We start from the raw sequence: 24523 nt of genomic DNA, 5'->3' as shown, positions 1-24523 counted from the left end.
CGACTTCATGGCAGGGGCCGCTATGCGGACCTGTTACCACTGTGGCGAAACCCTGCCGCAGGGAGCCGTGTCGCTCGATATCGACGGGGCGGTTCAGGGGTTCTGTTGTCATGGTTGTGCTGCGGCAGGCGAATGGATTCGGCAGTCGGATCTTGGCGACTACTACCGTCTTCGCGACGTGGCGGGGATGCGTGTGGGTGACGCGCCCGATCTCGCCGGTTGGGATCGCACTGACCTGTTGAGTGAGCATGCCTTTCCCGTCGAGGGTGGGCTCGAGATCACCCTGCTTACGGACGGCATGCGCTGTGCCGCCTGCGCCTGGTTGATCGATCGCGCGCTGCAGCGCGAAAGCGGCGTATTCGACAGCAGTGCCAATGCAGTCACCGGGCGTATACGCATCGGATGGGACCCATCGCAGGTTCGCTTGTCCCAATTGCTGGAACGCTTGGCCATGCTTGGCTATCGGCCGTATCTGGCCAGTGGTGCCGCACGCGAGAGGGAACGCGTTGCCGAGCGTCGACGCTGGCTGTTGCGCCTAGGCATAGCCGGACTCGGCGCCATGCAGACGATGATGTTGTCCGAGGCCTTGTACCTCGACTTCAATCATCACATGGCCATCTCCACCCGGGATTTCTTCCGTTGGGTGACGTTCTTGGTGTGCACGCCCGTGGTGTTCTATGCGGGTTGGCCGTTTCTTTCCGGTTGCTGGCGCGAACTGCGCCAGCGCCATCTTGGCATGGACACGCTCATCGCCAGCTCTACGTTGCTTGCCTACCTGGCGAGCGCCGTCGAAACCGTCCGTGGCGGTGCGCTGGTTTGGTATGACGCGGCTGCCATGTTCGTGTTCCTGTTGCTGGGGGCGCGCATGCTGGAGCAGCGGGCGCGCCGCATTGCCAGTTCACAGGTGGATGCGCTGGCGCGCGCCAGGCCTACGCTGGCGGTGCGCGAGCGTGCCGACGGTAGTCGTGAATCCGTACCGCTGACTGCATTGCAGATGGGTGATATCGCCTGCGTCGCTGTCGGCGAAGCGGTACCCGCGGACGGTTGTCTGCTTGATAACGAGGCCTCGTTCGAAGAAGCCCTGCTCACGGGCGAATCCCGCCCGGTCAGCCGGCTGAAGGGGGCGACCATTTATGCGGGCACGATCTGCCGCGAGACGCCCGCGCGTATCGAGGTCTCTCAGGTTGGCAGTTCCACCCGCTTGTCGCAGCTGGCCCGACTGGTTGAGCAGGCGCAGGCGCATCGCCCGCCGATTGCGCGTATGGCTGATCGCGTGGGCAGCTGGTTTGTGGGGACGTTGCTGATTGTCGCTGTGCTGGTCTATGTCGGCTGGCGAATTCACGACCCTTCGCGTGCGTTTGAAGTCACCTTGGCGTTGCTGGTTGTCAGCTGCCCCTGTGCACTGTCTTTGGCTGTGCCCGCGGCGCTCGCGGCGAGTCATGGTGCCCTGGCAAAGCTGGGCGTGCTTTCCATTCGGGCGGAGGGGTTGGACTCCCTGGCCAAGGCAACCGACGTGGTGTTCGACAAAACCGGCACGCTGACCCGCGTGCAGCTGGTGGTCGGTGACGTAAGGACATTTGATGGCCGATCACCTGACGACGCTCTGGCGATTGCAGCAGCGTTGGAGCGCGACAGTCATCACCCAATCGCTGCGGCGTTCGCCAGCGTGCATACGGCACTACGGGCTACCGACGTGCGCGCTGTTGCCGGTCAGGGCCTGACGGGGCGAGTGAATGACACCGTCTGGCGGCTGGGGCAGGCATCATTTGCTTGCGGGCGTGACGATGACGGCCAGCTTTGGCTGGGCGATGGTGCGCACACCGTCGCGCGCTTCCGCTTGCAGGAAAGTCTGAGGGAGCATGCGCCCGACGCCGTGCAAGCGCTGCGCGAGCTTGGTCTGCGCGTCCATCTGGCCAGTGGCGATGGCCAAGAGCCCGTTCAGCGCCTGATGAAGCAACTGGCGATAGGCGCAGCGCATGCGCGGCAGACATCGGAAGACAAGCTGACCCTGGTCCGCAACCTGCAAGCGAAAGGCTGCATCGTGGCGATGGTGGGTGATGGCCTCAACGACGCGCCGGTGCTTGCTGGCGCCGATGTTTCGATTGCGATGGGCGAGGGCGCGTCGCTGGCGCAACGCGCCGCGGACATGGTGCTCACGGCGCCGTCATTGCTGCGCATTCCGGCTGCGGTGCAGCTGGCGCGTCGTACTCAAAAGATCATCCGCCAGAATTTCGCCTGGGCGGTGGGCTACAACTTGCTCGCCTTGCCACTGGCTATCACCGGCGAAGTGACACCTGCCGTTGCAGCGTTGGGCATGGCGGCTTCGTCGTTGATCGTGACGACCAATGCGTTGCGTTTGATGCGCGTATCCACCAAGGGGCAAGCGTCATGATCATCCTGCTTATGCTCATTCCGCTCAGCCTGATGTTGCTGGCATTGGCCGTCGGCTCATTGGTCTGGGCGGTCCGCAAAGGCCAGTTTGACGATATGGATACGCCAGCGTTGGACATTCTGCATGACGACGCGCCATCCATCGTGGCGAGCAAACGCGTGGACGGAGGTTGCGATGCCGATTAATGTGCTCGCGCTTTCCGCGGCCCTTTTGAGTGGCCTGCTTGGCGGCGTGCATTGCGCAGCCATGTGCGGTGGCATTGCGACGGGCTTCTCGGCGTGGTCGCCACGGAACGGTTGGGGTGGCGCGCTGCAGCTCAACGTTGGTCGCGTACTTGGATATGTGCTGGCTGGCGCGATCGTTGGTGGTGTGGGTGATGGTTTGCTGCGCGTGTTCGAATGGCATGCGCTTGCCGTCACTGCGCGCGTGATGATGGGCGCGGTGTTGGTCATTGCTGCGCTGCGGTTGTTGGATCGAAAAGGCCGCTTCAACTTTTTGGGGCGCCCCGGCGCAAAGCTCTGGCGTCACCTGCAACCGCTGCAGCAGCGTTTGTTGCCTGCTCATACCGTGGGACGTCGATTGGCGGCAGGCGTGTTGTGGGGGTGGCTGCCCTGTGGATTGAGCACCACGATGCTCGCCGCTGCGTGGTTGCAGGCGAGCGCGTTGAATGGCGCGTTGACCATGGCTGCGTTCGGCCTGGGCACCTTGCCGGTGATGTTGCCGCTCACCTGGTCGGGTGCGCGAGTCGGGCGCTGGCTGCAGCGGCCAGGTCCGAGGCGCGGTGCCGCGTTGTTTATCCTGTTTGCCGGTGTGATGACCTTGTCGGCGCCATGGTTGATGCACGTGCCAGCGTTGCACGGTGTCCTCGGCGCGATGGGGTGCGGGCCGAGCATGCGTTGAGGAGGGACGCGGTCGCGCACAGGGTGCTTGCCTGACGAGGCGTACCCTGTGCGCGACGCAGCGTTCAGCAACAAAAAAGGCCGCCCGGAGGCGGCCTTTTCGTTGGATGCATCGGCCGCTTGGCCCGTTGCTCAGTAGCGGTAATGATCCGGCTTGTACGGACCTTCCACCGGGACGCCGATGTAGTCGGCCTGTTCCTGGGTGAGCTTGGTCAGCTTCACGCCGATCTGCTCCAGGTGCAGGCGAGCCACTTCTTCGTCCAGCTTCTTGGGCAGGCGGTAGACCGTGTTCTCGTACTTGTCCTTGTTCGCCCACAGGTCAAGCTGGGCCAGCGTCTGGTTGGAGAAGCTGTTGGACATCACGAAGCTCGGGTGGCCATGGGCGCAGCCCAGGTTCACCAGACGGCCTTCGGCCAGCATGTAGATGCTGCGGCCCGTCTTGCTGAAGGTGTAGCGATCCACCTGCGGCTTGATGGTTTCGCGCGTCACGTCCTTGGCCGTGTTCAGGCGATCCATCTGGATCTCGTTGTCGAAGTGGCCGATGTTGCACACCAGCGCGTTGTTCTTCATCGCCGCCATGTGCTCGAGCGTGATGATGTCCTTGTTGCCGGTGGTGGTGACGTAGATGTCGCCAAGGCCCAGCGTGTCTTCGATGGTGGTGACCTGGAAGCCTTCCATCGCAGCCTGCAGCGCATTGATCGGGTCGATCTCGGTGACGATCACGCGAGCGCCAAAGCCCTTCAGCGAGTGCGCACAGCCCTTGCCGACGTCGCCATAGCCGCATACCACGGCCACCTTGCCGGCGACCATCAGGTCGGTCGCGCGCTTGATGCCGTCGGCCAGCGATTCGCGGCAGCCGTACAGATTGTCGAACTTCGACTTGGTCACCGAGTCGTTGACGTTGATAGCCGGCACCAGCAGCTTGCCGGCTTCGGCGAGCTGATACAGGCGATGCACGCCGGTGGTGGTCTCTTCGGAAACACCCTTCCATTCGGCGGCGATCTTCTTGAACCAGCCCGGGCGCTCCGACGCGGTGCGCTTGACCAGATCCTTGATCACCTGCTCTTCGTGGTTGCTGCTCGGGGTGTTGACCCAGTTGCTGCCGTCTTCGAGTTCCACACCCTTGTGGATGAACAGGGTGGCGTCGCCGCCATCGTCCACGATCAGCTGCGGGCCGAGTTCACCCGGGTGGGTGAGCATGTCGAGCGTGCACTCCCAATATTCCTCCAGCGTCTCGCCCTTCCAGGCGAACACGGGCAGGCCACCGGCGGCGAGGGCTGCCGCCACGTCGTCCTGGGTAGAGAAAATGTTGCAGGAGGCCCAGCGCACGGATGCACCCAGCTCACGCAGGGTTTCGGCCAGCACGGCGGTTTCCTTCGTGCAGTGCAGCGAGCCGGACAAGCGTACGCCCTTCAGCGGCTTTTCCTTGGCGTAGCGGGCGCGAATCTGCATCAGGCCCGGCATTTCCTCTTCCGCCATGCGGATGCGGCGGCGGCCGAGGTCGGCGAGGGAGATATCGCGGACTTTGAAGTCCTGGTGGGCAGGGCCCTTGGTGACTGCGTTCATTTGGCTTAGCTCCGGGTGTTGCGACCAGCAGGCCGCATCGTTAACCGGGCGCCGTTACAAAGAAAATCCGTCGAGCCTGGCCGGGGTCGCGGAATCACGCATGGATTCAGCAAGCCAACGGTCGCAGCGCCCCTCGACGGGATTAAGCAGTATAGCGTCACGCGGTGACCGTTTCGCGGGGCTCAGACCCGGTCGGGTCCGGCTCGCACATGACTGATGGCCGGGGTCGGCGGGCGACCAAGGCGCTAATGTCGCAAGGTATTACGACACAGGTAGTTGCCTCCTATGGATATCTCACTCCGACGCCTTGCCCTGATCGGCTTGTTGCTGGCCGTACCGCCGTTGGTCATGGCGGACCAGCCGCCGCCGAGCCAGGTAGTTGCACCCGCGACGGGCTACCTCACGCCACCGGCGCCCTTGCAGGCTCTGGTGGATGCGCCGCGTCCGCCGCAGCTCTCGATCAGTCCGCATCGCGATCTGCTTGCGCTGACTCAGACGCCGGCCCTGCCTGGCATTGATGTGGTGGCGCAGCCCGAACTGAAGCTGGCCGGCATGCGCATCAATCCACGCACCTACGCGCAAAGCCGTTTCGCGTTTGGCAGCGACCTGTGGTTGATGGACGTGGCAACCGGCAAGGAGATTCGCCTGCAAGGCTTGCCGGCGCCGTTGTCGATTGCCAGTTCCAGCTGGTCGCCGGACCAGCGCTATCTGGCCTTCAACCAGGTCGACGCCAAGCAGGGGCGCAATGAACTGTGGGTAGTCGACGTAGCTGCGCGTTCCGCACGCCGGTTGATCACGCTGCCGCTGAACACCGTGGCGGGTCGCGGCTACCGTTGGATGCCTGACAGCCAGCAATTGCTGGTACAGCTGCAGCCCGAAGGGCAGGGTGCGGCGCCGGTCGCCAATGACATCCCCACGGGGCCGAACACGCAGCAGACTCAGGTGGGCGCTGGCGTCAAGGCGATTCGTACCTATCAGGATCTGCTGCGCAACGAAGAGGACGCGCGCCTGTTCGAACACTATCTGCGCTCGCAGACCGCGCTGGTGAGTCTGGATGGCAAGGTCACCTCGATCGGTGAGCCGTCGCTGACGCTGTCGATCAAGGCGTCTCCCGATGGCCACTATCTGCTGCGCCAGCGCGTGGAGCGCCCGTTCTCTTATCTGGTACCGGTGGATGCTTTCCCGCGCCGCATCGAAGTGCTCGATCGCGATGGCAAACTGGTGAAGGACATCGCGCATCTTCCGTTGGTGGAAGGTTTGCCGACCGGCAACGATGCGGTGCCTGCCGGTGTGCGCGACATCGAGTGGCGCGCCGATGCGCCCGCCACACTGGTGTGGGCGGAAGCGCAGGATGGTGGTGATCCGGCGCGGTCGGCGGACGTGCGCGACATCGTGCAGATGCAGGCTGCGCCGTTCGACCAGGCACCGGTCACGCTGGCCAGGCTCGGCAGTCGCTATGCCGGTGCCACCTGGGGCAACGGCGAACTGGCGCTGATCGACGAATTCTGGTGGAAGACCCGTAAGGTGAAGGAGTGGCGCGTGACGCCAGACCACCCGGCGCAAGCACCAGCACTGGTGCGCGAAGGCTCCTCGGAAGATCGCTATCACAACCCCGGCACACCGGCGACCGTGGTCGACGAGCATGGCGAGTCGCGTCTGCTGGTCGCGACCGACGGTGAAAGCATTTACCGACTCGGTGACGGCGCATCGCCGGAAGGTGATCGCCCCTTCATCGACAAGGTGAACCTGCGTAGCGGACAGAGCACGCGCCTGTTCCACTCACAGGCGCCTTACTACGAAGCGCCGCAGATGTTGCTGGACGACGAGGGCAAGCGTGCGCTGATTTCGCGTGAGTCACCCACGGAGCCGACCAACTTCTATGTGCGCGATCTTGCTGCCAATGGCAACTGGCGGGCGTTGACGCACTTTCCGCATCCACTGCCGCAACTCAAGGGCGTGAAGAAGGAGCAGATCCGTTACAAGCGCAAGGACGGCGTTGAGTTGACCGCCACGCTCTATCTGCCGCCGAACTACAACCCCAAAAAGGATGGCCCGCGCCCGATGCTGATGTGGGCCTACCCGGCCGAGTTCAAATCGGCCGACGCGGCAGGTCAGGTGAAGGATTCGCCCTATCGCTTCAACCGCATCAGCTATTGGGGCCCGCAGGCCTTCCTGACCATGGGCTACACCGTGCTGGATAACTTCGCGGTGCCCATCGTGGGCGAGGGCGACAAGGAGCCGAACGACACCTATATTCCGCAGCTGGTGGCGAGTGCGGAAGCCGCAGTCGACGAAGTGGTGCGTCGTGGCGTGGCCGATCGCAACCGCATCGCGGTGGGTGGCCACTCCTATGGGGCGTTCATGACCGCCAACCTGCTGGCCCACACGCGCCTGTTCAAGGCCGGTATCGCGCGTAGCGGTGCCTACAATCGCACGCTCACGCCCTTCGGCTTCCAGTCGGAGGAGCGCAACTTCTGGCAGGCGCAGGACGTCTATCAGACGATGTCGCCGTTCAACTATGCCGACCACATCAAGGACGCGCTGTTGATGATCCACGGCGAGCAGGACAACAACTCCGGCACGTTCCCGATTCAAAGTGAACGCATGTACGCCGCCATCAAGGGCCTTGGCGGCACCTCGCGGCTGGTCTTGCTGCCCAACGAAGCGCATGCCTACCGTGCGCGCGAGTCGATCATGCAGATGCTGGCCGAGATGAATAACTGGCTGGAAACGTATGTGAAGCAGGCCAAGCCTGCGAACGCGGGTGTTGCGGCCACCCACTGACATCGCCCGTCATCGCGACAAGGAAACGGGGCGCATGGCGCCCCGTTTTCATTGGTGTCGCCTGAAACTAATGCGGCAGTGCACAAAACCGTTTCGCTTGGGGTAGTCTTGGCCGTCCAGACATCGGCAACGTGGCATCGATGAACCAGCACCGCAGTCCTGAGTTCGCCCCGCACGACGCGCCTTTGCGCGAAGACGTTCGCCGTCTCGGCACCCTGGTCGGCAACATGCTGGCCGAGCAGATCTCTCCGGGTTTCCTAAGCGAAGTGGAGCGCATCCGCCTGGCCGCCATCGAGCGCCGGCAGGAGAACGCGTCACTGGATGTGCTCGCTGGACTGCTCACTGGACTCAAGACTGACCACGCCGAAGCGCTGGCGCGCGCATTCGCAACCTATTTCCAGGCGGTCAACATCGCCGAGCGCATTCACCGCATCCGCCGTCGCCGCGACTACCAGCGCGAAGGCGGAGCGCCGCAGCCTGAGTCCCTGCTGGATGTGCTGCAACGACTCAAGGCGCAAGGCGTCGAGGCGGCCGAACTGATCGAGTGGCTGGAACGGTTGCAGGTGGAGCCGGTTTTCACGGCCCATCCCACCGAAGCCGTGCGCCGTTCGCTGCTGGAGAAAGAGCAATCCATCGTTCGCGCGCTGGTCGATAATTTCGACCCCACGCGCACGCCGCAGGAGCGCAATGAGGACGACGACCGCATCTTCATGGCGCTAAGCGCTGGCTGGCAGACCGCGGAAGCCTCGCCGATCAGCCCCAGCGTGCAGGACGAGCATCATCACGTCGGCTTTTATCTGGCCAATCCCATCTATCGCATCGTGCCGGCGCTGTACGAGTCGCTGGCCGATGCGTTGCAGACGGTCTACGGCGTGGCGGTACCCATCCCGCGTCTGCTGAGTTTCGCTACCTGGGTGGGCGGTGACATGGATGGCAACCCCAACGTGGGTGCGGCCACCATCGCAACCAGCCTCGCCACCCAGCGATCACATGTGCTGGAACACTACGTCGAAGATATCGCTGGCCTGGCACGCCTGTTGAGCCAGACCGAGGATCGGGTAGACGTCGATAGCGACCTGGCGCGTCGGTTGTTCGACTACCGCGTACGCTTTCCCGGCGCCGCCGCGCAGGTACGCCCGCGCCATGCGGATATGCCTTACCGCAGCCTGCTGACCATCATTGGCGCTCGCCTCGAAGCCACGCATGACGACGATCATCCGGAAGGCTACACCTCGGTCGACGAGTTGCTCGGCGACCTGCGTCTGATCGCCGCCAGCCTGATCGATCATCGCGGCCTGCATGCAGGCGCATACGCCGTGCGGCGCCTGATCTGGCGCGTGCGAACCTTTGGCTTTCATCTCGCCCGTCTCGATGTGCGCCAGGATTCGCGCGTGCATGACGATGCACTGGCGCTGCTCCTTGGTGACGATCAGTGGTCGGCGCGTGAAGTCGGCGAAAAGGCAATGCGATTGCGCTCGTATGCCGGCGGTGAACAAAGCTTCGTGCTCAACGAGGAAACCGCGGTCGTGGCGCTGCACGACGTGTTCGCCACCTTGCGTGAAGCGCGAGGATGCTACGGCGCCGAAGCGCTTGGCCTCTACATCATCAGCATGGCGCGTTCGGCGGCGGACGTATTGGCTGTTCTCGCGCTTGCGCGTTACGGCGGCTTGGCGGTCGAGGGCGGAGTGCCGCTCGATATCGCACCGCTGTTCGAAACCGTCGACGATCTCGCCAACGCACCGGCCACCCTGCAAGCGTTGCTCGCAGACCCTGTATACCGGGAACATCTCGCCTCGCGAGGTGGCAGGCAATGGGTGATGCTGGGCTATTCGGATAGCGGCAAGGACGGTGGCACGCTGGCCTCGCGCTGGGGTTTGCAGCGTGCACAGGTGGAGCTGCTGGAGGTGGCGTCGGCGGCTGGTGTCAGGCTCTCGTTCTTCCATGGTCGCGGCGGCTCGGCCAGTCGTGGCGGTGCACGCGTTGCGCCGGCCTTGATGTCATCACCACGTGGATCAGTCGCCGGCGTATTACGTGTCACCGAGCAGGGCGAGGTGATTCATCGCAAATACGGCATACGCGCGTTGGCATTGCGTAACCTGGAGCAGACGGTGGGGGCGGTATTGCGCGCATCTTTGCGTCCTCGCACGGAGGAGCCGCGTGAACATGTTTGGCGCGAACGCATGAGTCAGCTCTCGGCGCGCAGTCGCCAGCACTATCGTGCGTTCGTGGATCGCGAAGGCTTTGTCGATTATTTTCGCACTGCTACACCCATCGATGTGATCGAGCGCATGACCTTGGGCTCGCGTCCATCGCGCCGCAGAAGCATGCGGGGCGTGCAGGATCTGCGCGCGATTCCCTGGGTTTTCGCGTGGACCCAGTGCCGCTCGATCCTGCCCGGTTGGTATGGCCTGGGTACCGCGCTCGAGTTCGGTGCGGGCGAGTTCGGGGAGGACGCCATGGCCGACATGGCCAGCGACTGGCCATTTCTCGCCAATATGCTCGATGACGTGTCGATGGTGCTGGCCAAGTGCGATCTTGGCATTGCCGAAGCCTTCTCCAAGCTCGCCGGGCCGTTGCATGAGCCATTCTTCGACATGATCCGCGAAGAATTTGAGCGTACGAGCCATTGGCTGATGCGACTCAAGCGAAGCGACAGCCTGCTACAGAACGAACCGCGATTGGCCGTGTCGATAAGCCTGCGCAATCCCTATGTCGATCCGATGAGTCTGTTGCAGGTGGATCTGCTCAAGCGGTGGCGTGAAGGCGGTGAAAGTGACGAATCGCTGCTGACGGCGCTGGTGGCCTGTGTCAACGGTGTGTCGCAGGGTTTGCAAAACACCGGTTGATTGTTTGCCGACGACATTTGTGTGGGAGCGCACCTTGTGCGCGACAGCTGTTGCGGTTGGCATGTCGCGCACAAGGTGCGCTCCCACAAGATAGGAATTACCCGTCGAGCTCCGACCAACGCGCATACGCCGCATCAAGATCACGCTGCAGTGCAGCCAGCGTCTCGTTCGCTTTCATGACGGCAGCGTTGTCCTGGCGAAAGAAGTCCGGGTCGTTCATCGCATCCGTACGTGTCGCGATATCCGTCTCAAGCGCTTCGATGCGTGCCGGAAGTTGTTCCAGTTCGCGTGCATCCTTGTAGCTCAGCTTGCGTTTGGCTTCCGCTGCTGCTTGCGCTGGGGCGATGGCCTTTATTTCTGCGGTTTTGATAGTGGCCGCCGTGGGCGACGGACGCTGGCGTAGCCAGTCGCTGTAGCCACCCACGTATTCACCGACCTGCCCATGGCCCTCAAGCACCAGCGTGCTCGACACGACGTTGTCCAGGAACTCGCGGTCATGCGAGACGAGCAACAGCGTGCCCTGATACTCGGTCAGCAGTTCTTCGAGCAGCTCCAGCGTCTCCACGTCGAGATCGTTGGTGGGCTCGTCCATCACCAGCAGGTTGGATGGCTGTGCGAACAACTTGGCGAGCAGCAGGCGATTGCGTTCGCCGCCGGAAAGCCGGGTGATCGGGGCACGTGCGCGTTCCGGCGAGAACAGGAAGTCCTGCAGATAGCCGATGATGTGCTTGCGGCTGCCGTTGAGCTCGATGTACTCGCGGCCTTCGGCCACGTTGTCGAGTGCGTTGAGCTCATTGTTGAGCTGCACGCGATGCTGGTCGAAGTACGCGATCTGGATACCCGTGCCGAGGGTGGCATGGCCACGTTCCGGTTTGAGCTCGCCCAACATGATCTTGAGCAATGTGCTCTTGCCGGCGCCGTTGGGGCCGATGATGCCCACGCGGTCGCCGCGCATGAGGGTGGTGCTCAGGTTGTCAATCAGCACGCGCCCGCCGTAGCTCTGGTGCACGTGTTCCAGGTCGATCACCTTCTTGCCCGAGGCCTGCGCATTGGCCAACGTCATTCTGACGTTGCCGGACAGCTCGCGGCGCTGGCCGCGCTCGACGCGCAATGCCTTGAGCGCGCGCACGCGACCCTCGTTGCGGGTGCGGCGTGCCTTGATGCCCTGGCGAATCCACACTTCTTCCTGCGCCAGCTTCTTGTCGAACAGCGCGTTCGCTTGCGCTTCGGCGTGCAGGCGCTCTTCACGCCGGCGCAGATAGTTGTCGTAGTCGCCCGGCCAATCGGTGAGCTGGCCGCGATCGATCTCCACGATGCGCGTGGCCAATGCACGAAGAAAGCTTCGATCATGCGTGACAAAGATGATGCTGCCTTCGAACTGGCGAAGGAACGCTTCCAGCCAGCCGATGGCTTCGATATCGAGATGGTTGGTGGGTTCGTCGAGCAGCAGCACATCCGGTTTGCGCACCAGGGCCTGCGCGAGCAGCACGCGACGCTTCATGCCGCCGGAGAGGGCGGCAAAGTCGGTGTCGCCGGGCAATTCCAGACGAGTGAGCACATCGGTGACACGGCGGTCGAGATCCCAGCCATGGCGCGCTTCGATCTGCGCCTGCACATCGCCCAGTGCGTCGAAATCTCCCTCGGCGAGCAGATGGTGATAGCGCGCAAGCAATTGGCCGAGATCGCCAAGCCCTTGCGCCACCACGTCAAACACGCTGCCAGACGTGTCTTGCGGCACTTCCTGCGCCATGCGTGCTACCACGACGCCGTTCTGCACACGCACTTCGCCATCGTCGGCGTGCAGTTCGCCCGCGATGAGCTTCATGAGAGTGGATTTGCCTTCGCCGTTACGACCGACGATGCACACGCGCTCGTTCGCCTCGATGGAGAGGTCGACATTTTTGAGCAGGAGAGGGCCGCCGATGCTGAAGTCGACGCGCTGAAGTTGGATCAGTGACATCCGCCTATTGTAGGGGATGCGCCGCCACGTTCGTCTTCGCACGCAGCATCTGATCTTTATTTTGTGCGCACCGACGGGTGATTCGCCGAGGTCGGGGAATGCGCGCGCAGCGCCTTGCCCATGCTGTCGGCGAAGCGGCTCTCGCGGCTCAGCAATTCATGGAATAAGTGTGTCAACTCACAGCAAAAAAGCCTTTCGCTGATCACTGTTTGCGGGCAAACTCCCTTGAAACGTAGACAGAACTTTCACTGTGAAATTTACGTTCAGGCGGCGCCAATGGCGCCGTCACTGTTTTATCGTCCATCAAAACATGGACTTATGTGAGCTAATTCAAGTATTGTCTATGCCATAAGCAATGGCGTCACAGTTCAGGATCTGCAACGCCGGGTGAGCGGCGTGCCGGAAGCGAGGAAACGGGGTGGCTATCAAGTCCTTTACGCCGGCCAGGGGAGTGACCTGGCGCCAGAGCCTTTGTGCATGGGTGCTATGTGCTGCCGCCAGTTTTGCAGGCGCGGCCCACGCCGGTTACGCGGCCATCGTGGTCAATGAAACGGACGGTCAGGTCATCACCGCCGTCAACGCCGACGAAGCGAATCATCCGGCCTCGCTTGCCAAGATGATGACGCTGTACCTCACCTTCCAGGCGCTGCAGAACGGCACGCTGAAGATCGATCAGGAACTGCCTGTTTCTTCATGGGCTGCGTCCAAGGCTCCTACCAAGCTCGATCTGCGCAACGGCCAGACCATCGCGGTGGAAGACTGCGTGCTCGGCATGATCACCAAGTCGGCCAACGATGCCGCCACGGTGGTGGCCGAGGGCCTCGGTGGTTCCGAGGGTCATTTCGTCGAAATGATGAATGCCCAGGCGCAGCTGCTTGGCATGTCCAACACCCGTTTCGCCAACGCATCGGGCCTGCCTGATCCGGACGACACCACCACCGCCCGCGACATGAGCAAGCTGGCCATGGCGCTGTACCACGACTTCCCGCAGTTCTCGCACTATTTCTCGACCAAGGACTTCAACTTCCGCGGTCGCCTGGTGCGCGGTCACAACAATCTGATGGACAAGTACCCGGGCATGGACGGTCTCAAGACCGGTTTCACCAACGCTTCGGGTTTCAATCTCGCCTCGACCGCCGTAAAAGACGGCCGTCGCCTCTTCAGCGTGGTGATGGGCGGCCGTACGGCTTCGACGCGCGATCGACTGATGGCCCGCTTGCTTGATGACGGGTTCGACAATCAGGAAACGCCGATGGATGTGGTGGCCCAGGCGGGTGAAGTGCCTGCTACCGGCGTGAAGGGCCGTCGCAGCAAGGCGACCGCGGTTGCCGATGCCACGCCGGCTTCGCGTCGCCATCATCGCCGCGGCAAGGCCGATACGGTTGCCAGCACCGCGACCTGTTCCAAGAAGAAGAAGGCGGCGACCTGCCCAGCGACCACCACGCGCTCTGCGCAGAAGGTGGCGACCAGCGGCCAGAAGGTGGCTTCGGCGGGGTCGCCGGATAAGTGAGTTTGGGGCGATTGCGTTGGTGAAGATGAAGGGCTGCCGGGAGGTGGCCCTTTTTGTTTTTTGGGGTGTACGTAGACGGGGGATGTCTTAGGGAGTGTGTCTTTAAAACCTTCGGCGCGTTGGGGCCACTGGCCTTCCCCTCAGTTTTTAGGTCTACCGTCACCCCGGCGTAGGCCGGGGCCCAGCGACTTTGCGCTTGGTTGTGGCAATTCGGCCAGCGTGCCGCCTACGCGGCGGGCGTTTCGATCGTCTGCCGACGCTCGAGTCACTTTTCTTTTGCTGGCCCAAAAGAAAAGTAACCCAAAGAAAACGGCCTTCAAGGGCTCATAGCGCCGTGCTGAATAAGAGCCTTGGCGGTTGTGGAGCCCTGATCGACATGATCGTCCGACATACCTCGCGGCTACCCCGCAACGCGCCATAGCGAAGAGGACTTAAAGCGGAGCGTCGCTGCGCTCCTTCGGTGCCGCCATGGGAGTCTGTGATTAACGTCGCTCCCCCCTCTACTCTCCGGGGAGATGGCTGGGGTGAGGCGGCAATCTAGCCTCGCCGTCTCAAATGAGATGTCATCACGTGAGCCAAAAAAAACGGGCCGCTTTCGCGGCCCATTTTTCGTATGAAGCAAGCTTGGCTTACTTCAGCTTGGCATCGGCGCGCAGCGCTTCGGCCTTGTCGGTCTTCTCCCACGAGAACGTGGTGTAGACCTTGCCGTCCGGACCCTTCACTTCCTGCGGGGTGCGGCCGAAGTGGCCGTAGCTCGCGGTCTGCTGGTACATCGGGTGCACCAGGTCGAGCATCTTGATGATGCCGTACGGACGCAGGTCGAAGTGCTTGCGGATCAGCTTTTCGATCTTCTCGTCAGCAATCTTGCCGGTGCCGAAGGTGGTGACCGAGATGGAGGTCGGCTCGGCCACGCCGATGGCGTAGCTCACCTGCACTTCGCAGCGGTCGGCGATGCCAGCGGCCACGATGTTCTTGGCCACATAGCGGGCGGCGTAGGCGGCCGAACGATCGACCTTGGACGGATCCTTGCCCGAGAACGCGCCACCACCGTGACGGGCCCAGCCGCCGTAAGTGTCGACGATGATCTTGCGGCCGGTCAGGCCGCAGTCGCCCACCGGGCCGCCGATGACGAACTTGCCGGTCGGGTTGATGTGGAACTTGGTGCCCTTGTGCAGCAGCTTGGCAGGCAGTACCGGCTTGAGGATGTACTCGCGCACAGCCTCGATCAGGTCCTTCTGCTTCACGCTCGGATCGTGCTGGGTCGAAAGCACCACGGCGTCGATGGCCGTTGCCACGCCGTCTTCATAGCGCAGGGTGACCTGGCTCTTGGCGTCCGGACGCAGCCACGACAGCGGGGAGTTCTTCTTCTTGCGGATCTTGGCCTGCTGCTCGACGAGGCGATGCGAGTAGTAGATCGCCGCCGGCATGTAGTCCTTGGTTTCGTTGGTGGCGTAGCCAAACATCAGGCCCTGGTCGCCAGCGCCCTGTTCTTCCGGCTTCTTGCGGTCCACGCCCTGGTTGATGTCCGGCGACTGCTTGCCGATGAGGTTCAGCACGCCGCAGGTCTCGCCGTCGAAGCCGACGTCAGAGGAGTCATAACCGATGTCGGTGATGACCTTGCGGGTCAGCGCTTCCAGGTCGATCCAGGCGCTGGTGGTGATTTCGCCGGCCACGATGGCCACGCCCGTCTTCACCATCGTTTCGCAGGCCACGCGCGCGCGCGGATCCTGCGCGATGATCGCATCGAGGACGGCATCGGAGATCTGGTCGGCGACTTTGTCCGGGTGGCCTTCGGAAACCGACTCGGAGGTGAAGAGGAAGTTGCTCATCGCGGTATATATCCTTCCTTACGGATAGAAAGATGAAAGAGGTGGGGCATGATACACGGGGTGTCCCCGCTTTGCAGCCTCAGCATGGTGGCCGGACATGACGATTTCATGCCGATTCAGCCATTTGGACGGCTTTGCGGCTCTCTCACGGAGCTGCTGAAGGCCGGTTCCAGGCCATGTGCGCGCTGGCGGGGTGGCCGGAGCATACCCCAGAGGGGTCGCAACGGCGCCAAGCGCGGGACGCCCGGCGTCGGGGTGAGCGCGGTGAGGTGACGCAGCGGCTCCCATGCCGCCGCATTGCGCCATAATCCCCATGTTCCGTAGCCGGGCGACCCGGCTGGCGGTCAAAGGGGTGAAGGTGTCACGTTGGCGCACACATCGTCGGTGGATTGCCTGGCTGGCCACGGCCGCCATTTGGCTGACCATCGTTGCGCCCGTGATCTCGCAGACGCTGCCTGCCGCGTGGGCCATGCCCGATCTCGGCCCCTGGTGTGGCGGCCACGCTTACGACGCCACGACCCCACCAGCGCCATCGGCCCCCGATCATTTGCTGGACAAGTGCGGGTACTGCGGCTTGCTCAGCGAGAGCCCGACGCTGGCCAGCGTCGCCTGGCTGCCTGCCGTATTGCCTCCCCTGGCAGCCATGCCGCCCTACGGGGCAGTGGCGCCGCCCTGGACACGTCTGTCATCGCTTGCTGCCGCGCCACGCGGCCCACCGGATATCGAACGCACCTGATCCATTCCGTCGACACGTCAGGTCGTGTCGTTCCGTGCTGCCCATATTCGAGAAGAACTATGTCTCTGTTTGCTTTCCGCACGCGCGTTGCTGCGTGCCCGACCTTGCGCATGGCGCAACCCCTGATCGCAGGGGCTGCGCTTGCGCTGCTGACACTCGTGCCCAGCGTTGCGAGTGCCTGTTCCACCTGCGGCTGTTCGCTCAATTCCGACTGGTCCAGCCAGGGTTACGCGACCTCGACCGGCTTGCACCTCAGCGTGCGTGAGGATTACTTCAATCAATCCCAGCTGGTGAGCGGCACGGATACCGTTAGCCATTCGTCCTTTCAATTTCCCACGGATCAGGAAGTTCAGCAGACAACCATCAACCGCACCACCTTGCTGGGCGCCGACTATAGTTTTTCGCGTTATTGGGGGGTGTCGGTACAGCTGCCGTATACGGACCGCTTTCATTCGACGATCGCGGCGGGTGATACCAGCGTCTCCACCTCCGATGCGCGCGGTATAGGTGACTTGCGCGTGGTGGCGCGCTACCAGGGCTTCAGCGAGGACGCCGGCATCGGCTTGCAGTTCGGTCTGAAGCTCCCCACCGGCAAGTTCACTCAGGAATTCGACACGGGTCCGCAAGCGGGCCAGCTGCTGGATCGTGGCCTGCAGCTGGGTACGGGTACGACCGACGCGTTGTTGGGCATCTACAAGTTCGGCTACGTCAGCGAATCCATCGGTTACTTCGGCCAGGCCATGGCGCAGGTCGCGCTGGATTCGCGCGAGCATTTTCGACCCGGCAATTCGCTCAACGTGAATTTCGGCCTGCGCTATCTCGATGCAGGCATGTTCACGCCGCAAATCCAGCTCAATCTTCACAGCGAGCAGCGCGAAAGCGGCGCAGAGGCCGATGTGGCCAACAGCGGCGCGACGCTGGCTTATATCAGTCCGGGCCTTGGCGTGAAGTTCACGCGGCGGCTTGATGCGTTTGCTTTCGTGCAGGTGCCGATCTATCGCCGCGTGAACGGTTTGCAGCTGGAGCCGCGCGTGCTGTGGTCACTCGGCATGCAATACAGACTCTGATCGCCGTCGCAACAAAATCACGGGTTGGTGCGAGGGCGTTCATGCCAGATGGATGAAGCCGCCCTCGCTCCAGTGCTCGCCGCCACGGCTGTTCAATAAACCGTGGCTCGCGCCTGCACGAATGCAAAAAAGAAAACGGCGTTGGGATCGTTGCGCACGGCCTGGAGCTCCTGCCGCATACCGGTGACTGTTGCTTCATCCACTCTGCCGGTCTCGACCAGTTGCTCGGCCGCCGACAGCAGCAGTTCCTCCCAGAACTCGATCATCTGCTTGCGCTTACCGGGCTGGCGGTTGTCCAGGTGGAAGCTTTTCACCTCGGTCTGCACATTGGTATAGCCGCCAGCCAGCAACAGATTGCCCAGCTTTGCGCCAATGAAGGGATCTCCGCCGCTGTCGTACTGATGATCGTTGAAGGCCATCCAGTAGCGAAGCAGGTGGGGCGAGTAGGGGTCGAGGAAGAACGATGTGTTGAGCACCTCGGTCACATAGACCACCGCGCCCGGCGCCAGCACGCGGCGCAGCTCGCTCAGTACACGGGCAGGTGCGGGCATGTGTTCCAGCACCCAGCACAAATAGGCCGCGTCAAAGCTGCGGTCGCCAAAAGGCAAGTCGGTAGCATCGGCCAGCTGCAGCGTGTAACGCGCGGTGCACCAGGCGGTATCGGCGAGGTTCCTTTCCGCTGCGGCCAATTGGGCGGCCGAGCGATCGATGCCGGTCACATGCAAATTGGGAAAGCGGCGCAGCAGGATCTCTGTCTGCGCCCCCACCCCGCTACCCACTTCGAGCAAACGTGTCGCCTCGCTGTAGTCAATGTTGCTGAACATTTTGGTCTCGAACATGCGCGCCTGACGCATCAGTCGCGATTGTTCTTCCGAAGAAAAGCCGTGGATGTACGGAAACTCGCCGGTGACGATGCTGTTCATGGCAGGAAACCTGCGCTCGAGTTGCGATGGCAATGGCAACCCTACGCCGACCCGCGTCGAAGGAAGGTCGCGATCAGCGCGAGGCGGTGCTGGTCTTGTCTGGCGGTTGAGCCATGGGATGCGTTTCGATGAAAGCGAGGATGTCGCCAAGCGTCGGCGCATCGTCGCGCACCGGGCGGGACAGGGCGAACAGCAAGGCTTCGTGGCCCAGGCCGGGATAGAGCTTCATGGTTACGTCTTCATGTTGCGAGACCATCGCGCGATTCAGTGAAATGGCGTTGGAAGGTTCGACCTCGTGATCGTCGACGCCCTGCAACAGCAACATGGGTGGCTCGGCGCCGTGCACGAAAGAAACCGGCTGTCCCCGGCGTTGCTGGTCGGGCGTCGCGCCGAACGCGGCGATCATGTCCTTGTCTTCAGCGGGCACCGGCACGAAGTCATAACAACCAGCCAGACCAATGAAGCCGGCGAGATCATCCGGGTGCATGCCGTGCGCACCGAGCCATGACGCATCGGTGGCCAGCAACGCTGCGATCTGCCCACCCGCTGAATGGCCCATCACGAACATATCGTCAGCGGAACCACCAAAATCGCTGGCATGGGCATGCGTCCACGCAACGGCGTCTGCCGCATCCTGCATGAAACCCGCCAATGTCACCTGCGGCACTTTGCGGTAGTCGGGAATCACTACGGCTACGCCATGGGCAGCGAGTGTCGTGCCGACGAAGCGGTACCACGCCCTTTCGCCGCGTGCCCAGTCGCCACCGTAGAAGAACACCACGACGGGTACGTGTTCCGCGTTGGTGGGTGTGTAGACGTCGAGCGCGAGGTGGTGGTCAGCATCGAACACGATGCCTTGCTGCTCATTTATGCCCTGGTGCTGGTCCGTGGTGTTGAGGCCCGCGAACAGCGTGGCCTCGCAGCCGGAAAGCAACAGTGCCACGCCTATCCATAGCCACCGGCCATGGCGGGCAAAAGCAAAGCGCGGGCGGGGAAGGCGAGACGGCATCGCTGCGGCATGACCGGCGGACCATGAGAGGCCGATGATGCCTCAGGTCTTTGCGCAAGGGTTTACGCCTGAGCGGCTAGGAACCCTTGCCTTAGTCCGCAAACGTCCCTTTGTTGCCCCTCACCGTCATCCCCGCGAAAGCGGGGATCCAGCGACTTTCAGGCTTGCGCTCCGATGGAAAGACACTGGATGACCAGCCATTCGGCTGTTGAAAAGCACCTCCCGCTTTCGCGGGGATGACGGTGAGGAAACACCGAAGTTATTCGGAGGCCCTGGACGGGTATTCAGGCTGCCAGCCGCGCCCCATCAGCCAGCGTTGCGAAATAATCACGCGTCAGCTGCAACTGATCGGTAGCTGATTCCGCACGGTTCACCACATGCCGGAACGCGGCGTTCTCAGCGCGATCTTTGGCATACCAGCCCAGGTGCTTGCGTGCGATGCGCACACCCTGCAGCTCGCCGTAGAAGGCGTAGAGATGCTCCAGGTGGTGCACCAGGATCTCGCACACCTCGGCGGGCGTCGGTTCGGGCAGCGTCTCGCCAGTGGCGAGGTAGTGCGCAATCTCGCGGAAGATCCACGGCCGACCCTGCGCACCGCGGCCCACCATCACCGCATCGGCGCCGGTGGCATCCAGTACGTGTTTGGCCTGCTGCGGCGTGAGCACGTCGCCGTTGGCGAGCACGGGAATGCGGATGGCTGCCTTCACGGCGGCGATCGTTTCGTACTCGGCCTCGCCTTCGTACTTGTCGGCACGCGTGCGGCCATGCACGGCGAGCGCAGCAATGCCTGCGTCCTCGGCGATTTTCGCAATAGTCAGTGCGTTCTTGTTCTGACGATCCCAGCCGGTGCGGATCTTCAGCGTCACCGGCACATCCACCGCATTCACCACGGCCTTCACAATGCGCGCGACCAGCGGTTCATCTTGCAGCAGCGCAGAGCCCGACCACACATTGCAGACCTTTTTGGCCGGGCAACCCATGTTTACACGTTACATGCGTTACAAGTCCGCGCAACCGTTAGGTGTGAACTGGTGACATGTTCGGCCGAGGGGGAGCCTGTAAACAGACGTTCCAGAGGCGGTGCCACGGAATCAGGGGGTGCCGGAAATCACTTGCAGGGGCTCAAATGGCAACTCTTGAATACGTGCGTGTGCCTAAAAGACAGCCGGTCTTACTTGGGCATGAGATCGGCTGGGCCGCTGAAGGAAGACTTTTAGAACAACTACCTCAGCTGTTTTGGGATGACCACAGCACATGGGGCGAGGCGAATCTTTGGTCGCTCGAGCTGGCTGAGACAAGAAACATCAAAACAGTCCGTTCGGCAATGCATCACCTTCTGGGTTACGCGAATTGGCTCGAGAATGAAAGCGTTCACTGGTGGGATTTTCCGGCGCGCATGTCCGAGCGTTGCCTCACACGATTTCGGGGGCAATTAATCCTTATGCGGGACCGCGGAATAGTCGCCGCGTCGACAGCGTCAGTGCGTATGTCAACGGTCATCCGCTTTTACCGCTGGTTGATGCACAACGGATTGCTGTCGACATCGTGGCCAATGTGGGCAGAGCGTCAGGTCGGTATCCGGCTGTCAAATGGATTTGGGCTTGAGCACACACTCAATGTCGTGACAACCGACTTGGCGATTCCTAGCGCGTCAGTCGCCGGCGCCATTGGCTTGGAGGACGGCGTAATGCCACTTTCAAGCACGGGGATGAAGCAGGTTCTTGAACTTGCTGATGCTCGGGCGAGCGTAGAGCTCCAGCTGATGCTGAGAATCGGCTTCGGATCGGGGTTGCGTCTAGGATCGATCCTTGATTTGAAATTGGACACGCTCCAGCACGCAAGCGAAGACCATGTGCCCGGGTGGCACCGCCTCGCCGTGGGTCCTGGTGCTTCACCAATTGTGGCAACAAAATTTGGTCATAGCGGCTTGGTTCCGATTCCAACGGGGCTTCTCCATGAGCTTTGCGAATATTCTGAAAGTACGCGAAGGCTGAGACGCCAAGCGATCGCAGAGCCTAAGGTCCGCTTCCGACCCGAAGCGGACCTTGCATACAAGGAAGAACCAGCATGAAAGCCGGAATCGCCTGTTTGGTGGGCGTGATAGTTCTGTCTACGGTGGCATGTAGTCAGAAGGTCGATCCTGCCAGTTGCATGCCGAAGAGCGACCTGCCGGCGATGCGGGCGTTGAAGCTGGAAAGCGCGGAAGACGACGCAGCTCGCGATAGCAAGAACGGGGACCACCGGCTACTAGGGGTCCATAGTGGCATTGGACTTACGGTGCCTGGACTGGACACCAATCCAGACACTTCGGGATATGGTCTTTGGGTTGTCGAAGGAACGGATACTTCGTGCTCTGCGGAGGAGCGTGAGCTAAACGCCACGTCACTGCGTTATGCCAAGAGATACAACCAGAAGAAGATGCTGCTTTGGCAGCCCCCGTCTTCTTGAATGTATGTTTGAATTGATTGAGCACACGCTTTAGGTCCGCTTCCGACCCGAAGCGGACACTTGAGCCAAAGCCCGCCGACATGAAAGTCCCGAGAGTTTCAGCCAGCACTGGAGACAGAATGAGAGCCATACGGATATTGCTGGTGGGGGTGCTGGTTAGTCTGTCGCTCCCTGCATCCGCCGGTGACAAAGCGCGCTCTGCTCAACAGGAGGTTGTTGTCCACTTCAGGTATGGCTCGACGGATCTCAAGCCGCTATATGCCTTGGAGGACAAGCTCGAAGCGGCCATCAAAGGCGCTGGCGTTGGGGATCTTGATGGTGATGAGGTGGCTACCGATGGACATGATGGCTACCTCTACATGTATGGCCAGGACGCTGACAGGCTGCTTGAGGTGATTAAGCCGGTGCTCGCGACAGCGCCTTTCATGAAGGGTGCGCGAGTGGCGAAGAGGTATGGCCCTCCCGATCAGGCGACGCGCCTGGTCGTGATTGACCTTGAATAGGCGGTATGAACTGTCCGCTTCCGACCCAAAGCGGACATCATTTCGTGGTGTAAATGGGACTACGCACAAGGGATCGCCAACATGGATCGAGTTTGGAGGGCGCGGCTTTTGGCGCTGGGAGTGTCACTGACAGTCTTCGCGGAGAGTGCGAACGCCGACGCTGGCGTGCCTATGTTGTTCGTTACGTTTCCCGCAATGGTTCTAGCCCTGATTCCGATAATCTTGTTGGAATCGATAGTTTTGAGCCGAGTGCTGCAGCGGAAGGCAGTCTCTCTTGCGACGTCGGCAGCTACTGCTAACGTCGCATCGACCATCGTTGGCGTCCCCCTAACCTGGGTGGCCTTGGTTCTTCTGCAATGGGCTACTGGCGGGGACACCTATCATCAACTCGGAAGGCCTCTGGGCATGTTTCTCGCTGTAACGTGGCAGGCGCCATGGTTGCTTCCCCATGGGGATCAGCTCTACTGGATGGTTCCCGTTGCTTCCTTGGTACTTCTTGTGCCGTTCTTCTTCGCGTCGTACTTCATTGAAGCTCCGATCGTGGCTCGCTTCCAACGGCAACTTCCTAAAACTCAAGTGCGGCGAGCCGTATTTCAAGCCAATCTCGCAAGCTATGCCGGGCTTCTTGTTGTCAATCTTGTGTGGATAGCGTGGGCCTTGGCTCACGCGCCAATTAGGTAGCGGTAGCGGGATCATGGGAGTTTTCCGCCATGTCCGCTTCCGACCCGAAGCGGACCCAATAAAGGGGAGAAAATGGCAGGCCTACATATCTCATGCGGCACGTTTTCGGGTGACGACAAGTCAGGATCAGCCTTTGAAGCTGTCTTGCATGCGCTCGGAAGTGTTCCTGAGGATCTGGTGCTTTCCATTACGTCCGGATTTGATGCGTCTGAGTTTGTCTTGATAAGCGTGGCCCAGGCGGAAGTGCTTTTGCCTGCTCTTGCTGACTACAGGGAAGCCCTGATCCGCGAGATTGGTCATGACGATTGGCGACGCGCGACGGTCGACGACGAGAAGGCTGGCTTGGACCCAGTAAAGGCAAAGTGGGGCCTGGGTAAGGGGTGGCGGCTCTATTGCGTCACAGACCTTGTCGCCGCATGCAAGACGGCTTTGTTGGAGCGCCAAGAAGTTGTTGTGGCGCTCTGTTAGACGAGTTCGCTAATGTCTGCTTCCGACCCAAAGCAGACACTCCCCGCGAGCCCGGAAAGGAGCGCCGGTGGCGTTGAAGGAAGAGCCAGCGACGAGATCGGCGGTGCTAACCACCGGGCGCGCGCTGATCGCCCGGTGTCATATGCTCACCCGCTGAAGGTTTTTCGACGTGCGTGGGAGCGGTTAGGTGGAAGCGCCTACCGGTGCGGTTGCTGGCGCGGGCTGACGAACGGCATCCAGCCAGAATGCCAACGCCGCGAAAGCTACGTAGGCGATGAGCGCAAACGCGGCTTCGCCCTTGATGTTGGCCGGCGGCGGACCGAGCTTGTCGAACGCAAGACCGGCAAGCATGAGGGCTGCGGTCACCCACGGGGCGATACGGCCCGCTAGGTTCCGCGGCACGGTGCTCCACAGGTAGATCCCGAAGCCGACAATGAGAATGCCCAGTTCCGAGCCAATGGCGAGCATCGGTGAATTCCACCAGCCAAGCCCAACCTTGGGTCCGCCCGGGTAGAGCAGAAGGTCGGGTGCGTGCACCAGGAAATCCAGCACCCAGTGGGAGAAGACGAGCGCCCCGATAACGATGGCCGCAGCCCAGCCCGATTGGCGGTCCAGCACCCGGTAGATCAGTGCGCCTATCGCGGACAGCACAAGTGCGCCGGGCAGCGAGTGGTCGTAGGGCATGTCGTAGAGCACAAGGCTCGACATCGCCATGGCATGCGGGACGACGCTGGCGTGCTCGACGCCGGCTAGGATCAGCGCGGACCAGACGAAATCCATCCACTGCACCGCGATGAACGCCGCCGCCAATGACGGGGGGCGGCGCATGGACTTGGTCGCCAGCGCTGGCGCGTAGTGTCCGATGAACATCTTTACTCTCCTATGACTTTGGTTTTGGCTTT

18 protein-coding genes, 1 pseudogene and 1 riboswitch are annotated in these 24523 nt (G+C 62.0%); of the genes and pseudogenes, 12 read left to right on the top strand and 7 right to left on the bottom strand.

What is annotated here, in order from left to right; all coding sequences use genetic code 11:
* The first annotated feature begins 22 nt into the window (after positions 1 to 22).
* From AC0GUR_RS18025 to AC0GUR_RS18015, 3 genes are read left to right on the top strand one after another with little or no spacing between them, the layout of a single operon-like run.
* A complete protein-coding gene (locus AC0GUR_RS18025; protein ID WP_472878886.1) occupies positions 23 to 2392 on the top strand; it encodes a heavy metal translocating P-type ATPase in 2370 nt (789 codons plus the stop codon).
* The gene (gene ccoS / locus AC0GUR_RS18020; protein ID WP_472878885.1) at positions 2389 to 2577 is read left to right on the top strand and encodes a cbb3-type cytochrome oxidase assembly protein CcoS; all 189 of its coding nucleotides are present in this window, start codon (positions 2389 to 2391) and stop codon (positions 2575 to 2577) included. The genes AC0GUR_RS18025 and ccoS overlap by 4 nt, the downstream gene beginning before the upstream one ends.
* Positions 2567 to 3292, top strand: a complete 726-nt coding sequence (locus AC0GUR_RS18015; protein ID WP_472878884.1) for a sulfite exporter TauE/SafE family protein — start codon at positions 2567 to 2569, stop codon at positions 3290 to 3292. Before ccoS ends, AC0GUR_RS18015 begins: the two co-directional genes overlap by 11 nt.
* Before the next feature lie 131 nt (positions 3293 to 3423).
* Here AC0GUR_RS18015 and ahcY read toward each other — a convergent pair whose 3' ends face one another.
* Positions 3424 to 4857 (bottom strand): adenosylhomocysteinase, encoded by a 1434-nt coding sequence (gene ahcY / locus AC0GUR_RS18010; protein WP_472878883.1) that lies wholly within the window; start codon positions 4855 to 4857, stop codon positions 3424 to 3426.
* A 39-nt stretch (positions 4858 to 4896) separates the two neighbouring features.
* Positions 4897 to 4998, bottom strand: a riboswitch (S-adenosyl-L-homocysteine riboswitch).
* Between the two features lie 144 nt (positions 4999 to 5142).
* Between ahcY and AC0GUR_RS18005 the strand changes: the two genes are divergently transcribed.
* Both AC0GUR_RS18005 and ppc read left to right on the top strand, forming a co-directional pair.
* Positions 5143 to 7641 carry a S9 family peptidase gene (locus AC0GUR_RS18005; RefSeq protein WP_472878882.1) on the top strand — a complete coding sequence of 833 codons (2499 nt, stop codon included), beginning with the start codon at positions 5143 to 5145 and terminating at the stop codon, positions 7639 to 7641.
* Between the two features lie 140 nt (positions 7642 to 7781).
* Positions 7782 to 10487: a phosphoenolpyruvate carboxylase gene (ppc, locus tag AC0GUR_RS18000; protein WP_472878881.1), complete on the top strand. Its 2706-nt coding sequence runs from the start codon at positions 7782 to 7784 to the stop codon at positions 10485 to 10487.
* A 97-nt stretch (positions 10488 to 10584) separates the two neighbouring features.
* Here ppc and AC0GUR_RS17995 read toward each other — a convergent pair whose 3' ends face one another.
* Positions 10585 to 12447 (bottom strand): ATP-binding cassette domain-containing protein, encoded by a 1863-nt coding sequence (locus AC0GUR_RS17995; protein ID WP_472878880.1) that lies wholly within the window; start codon positions 12445 to 12447, stop codon positions 10585 to 10587.
* A gap of 418 nt (positions 12448 to 12865) precedes the next feature.
* Between AC0GUR_RS17995 and AC0GUR_RS17990 the strand changes: the two genes are divergently transcribed.
* Positions 12866 to 13957 (top strand): D-alanyl-D-alanine carboxypeptidase family protein, encoded by a 1092-nt coding sequence (locus AC0GUR_RS17990; RefSeq protein WP_472878879.1) that lies wholly within the window; start codon positions 12866 to 12868, stop codon positions 13955 to 13957.
* Positions 13958 to 14586: 629 nt separating this feature from the next.
* On the opposite strand, the gene metK is transcribed toward AC0GUR_RS17990, so the two are convergent.
* Positions 14587 to 15786, bottom strand: coding sequence for a methionine adenosyltransferase (gene metK, locus AC0GUR_RS17985; protein ID WP_472878878.1), 1200 nt, complete (start codon positions 15784 to 15786; stop codon positions 14587 to 14589).
* A 358-nt stretch (positions 15787 to 16144) separates the two neighbouring features.
* On the opposite strand from metK, the gene AC0GUR_RS17980 reads away from it, so the two are divergent.
* Together AC0GUR_RS17980 and AC0GUR_RS17975 are read left to right on the top strand one after the other, a co-directional pair.
* Entirely contained in the window at positions 16145 to 16522 is a 378-nt protein-coding gene (locus AC0GUR_RS17980; RefSeq protein ID WP_472878877.1) for a DUF2946 domain-containing protein, read from the top strand.
* A gap of 59 nt (positions 16523 to 16581) precedes the next feature.
* On the top strand, positions 16582 to 17589 hold the full coding sequence (locus AC0GUR_RS17975) for a hypothetical protein (protein WP_472878876.1): 1008 nt from the start codon (positions 16582 to 16584) through the stop codon (positions 17587 to 17589).
* A gap of 92 nt (positions 17590 to 17681) precedes the next feature.
* Here the strand turns inward: AC0GUR_RS17975 and AC0GUR_RS17970 are convergent, their stop codons facing one another.
* The 3 genes and pseudogenes from AC0GUR_RS17970 to dusB form a co-directional block, all read right to left on the bottom strand.
* Positions 17682 to 18512, bottom strand: a complete 831-nt coding sequence (locus tag AC0GUR_RS17970) for a class I SAM-dependent methyltransferase (protein WP_472878875.1) — start codon at positions 18510 to 18512, stop codon at positions 17682 to 17684.
* Positions 18513 to 18585: 73 nt separating this feature from the next.
* The gene (locus AC0GUR_RS17965) at positions 18586 to 19521 is read right to left on the bottom strand and encodes an alpha/beta hydrolase (protein WP_472878874.1); all 936 of its coding nucleotides are present in this window, start codon (positions 19519 to 19521) and stop codon (positions 18586 to 18588) included.
* Between the two features lie 284 nt (positions 19522 to 19805).
* A pseudogene (dusB, locus tag AC0GUR_RS17960) lies at positions 19806 to 20507 on the bottom strand (tRNA dihydrouridine synthase DusB); the annotation flags it as partial.
* 140 nt (positions 20508 to 20647) lie between these two features.
* Here dusB and AC0GUR_RS17955 point away from each other — a divergent pair.
* The 4 genes from AC0GUR_RS17955 (at position 20648) to AC0GUR_RS17940 (ending at position 23621) form a co-directional block, all read left to right on the top strand.
* Entirely contained in the window at positions 20648 to 21592 is a 945-nt protein-coding gene (locus AC0GUR_RS17955) for a hypothetical protein (protein ID WP_472878873.1), read from the top strand.
* Complete coding sequence (locus AC0GUR_RS17950; protein ID WP_472878872.1) at positions 21589 to 21969, top strand: hypothetical protein; 381 nt, start codon at positions 21589 to 21591, stop codon at positions 21967 to 21969. Before AC0GUR_RS17955 ends, AC0GUR_RS17950 begins: the two co-directional genes overlap by 4 nt.
* Before the next feature lie 119 nt (positions 21970 to 22088).
* Complete coding sequence (locus AC0GUR_RS17945) at positions 22089 to 22472, top strand: hypothetical protein (protein ID WP_472878871.1); 384 nt, start codon at positions 22089 to 22091, stop codon at positions 22470 to 22472.
* A 753-nt stretch (positions 22473 to 23225) separates the two neighbouring features.
* Positions 23226 to 23621, top strand: coding sequence for a hypothetical protein (locus AC0GUR_RS17940; protein ID WP_472878870.1), 396 nt, complete (start codon positions 23226 to 23228; stop codon positions 23619 to 23621).
* A 183-nt stretch (positions 23622 to 23804) separates the two neighbouring features.
* Here AC0GUR_RS17940 and AC0GUR_RS17935 read toward each other — a convergent pair whose 3' ends face one another.
* A complete protein-coding gene (locus AC0GUR_RS17935) occupies positions 23805 to 24491 on the bottom strand; it encodes a hypothetical protein (protein WP_472878869.1) in 687 nt (228 codons plus the stop codon).
* Positions 24492 to 24523 lie beyond the last annotated feature (32 nt).

The sequence above is a fragment of the Dyella sp. PARNA 12/25 genome (genome assembly GCF_055702865.1).
This window is presented reverse-complemented; position numbering and strand designations above follow the sequence as displayed.

Coding starts and splice junctions, on each gene's coding strand:
- AC0GUR_RS17950 (WP_472878872.1), top strand. CDS start 21,589: ATGAAAGCCGGAATCGCCTGTTTGGTGGGCGTGATAGTTCTGTCTACG.
- AC0GUR_RS17995 (WP_472878880.1), bottom strand. CDS start 12,447: ATGTCACTGATCCAACTTCAGCGCGTCGACTTCAGCATCGGCGGCCCT.
- ccoS (WP_472878885.1), top strand. CDS start 2,389: ATGATCATCCTGCTTATGCTCATTCCGCTCAGCCTGATGTTGCTGGCA.
- AC0GUR_RS17975 (WP_472878876.1), top strand. CDS start 16,582: ATGTCTCTGTTTGCTTTCCGCACGCGCGTTGCTGCGTGCCCGACCTTG.
- AC0GUR_RS17935 (WP_472878869.1), bottom strand. CDS start 24,491: ATGTTCATCGGACACTACGCGCCAGCGCTGGCGACCAAGTCCATGCGC.
- AC0GUR_RS17965 (WP_472878874.1), bottom strand. CDS start 19,521: ATGCCGTCTCGCCTTCCCCGCCCGCGCTTTGCTTTTGCCCGCCATGGC.
- AC0GUR_RS17940 (WP_472878870.1), top strand. CDS start 23,226: ATGGCAGGCCTACATATCTCATGCGGCACGTTTTCGGGTGACGACAAG.
- AC0GUR_RS17955 (WP_472878873.1), top strand. CDS start 20,648: ATGGCAACTCTTGAATACGTGCGTGTGCCTAAAAGACAGCCGGTCTTA.
- AC0GUR_RS18005 (WP_472878882.1), top strand. CDS start 5,143: ATGGATATCTCACTCCGACGCCTTGCCCTGATCGGCTTGTTGCTGGCC.
- AC0GUR_RS17945 (WP_472878871.1), top strand. CDS start 22,089: ATGAGAGCCATACGGATATTGCTGGTGGGGGTGCTGGTTAGTCTGTCG.
- AC0GUR_RS17970 (WP_472878875.1), bottom strand. CDS start 18,512: ATGAACAGCATCGTCACCGGCGAGTTTCCGTACATCCACGGCTTTTCT.
- ppc (WP_472878881.1), top strand. CDS start 7,782: ATGAACCAGCACCGCAGTCCTGAGTTCGCCCCGCACGACGCGCCTTTG.
- AC0GUR_RS18025 (WP_472878886.1), top strand. CDS start 23: ATGCGGACCTGTTACCACTGTGGCGAAACCCTGCCGCAGGGAGCCGTG.
- AC0GUR_RS18015 (WP_472878884.1), top strand. CDS start 2,567: ATGCCGATTAATGTGCTCGCGCTTTCCGCGGCCCTTTTGAGTGGCCTG.
- metK (WP_472878878.1), bottom strand. CDS start 15,786: ATGAGCAACTTCCTCTTCACCTCCGAGTCGGTTTCCGAAGGCCACCCG.
- ahcY (WP_472878883.1), bottom strand. CDS start 4,857: ATGAACGCAGTCACCAAGGGCCCTGCCCACCAGGACTTCAAAGTCCGC.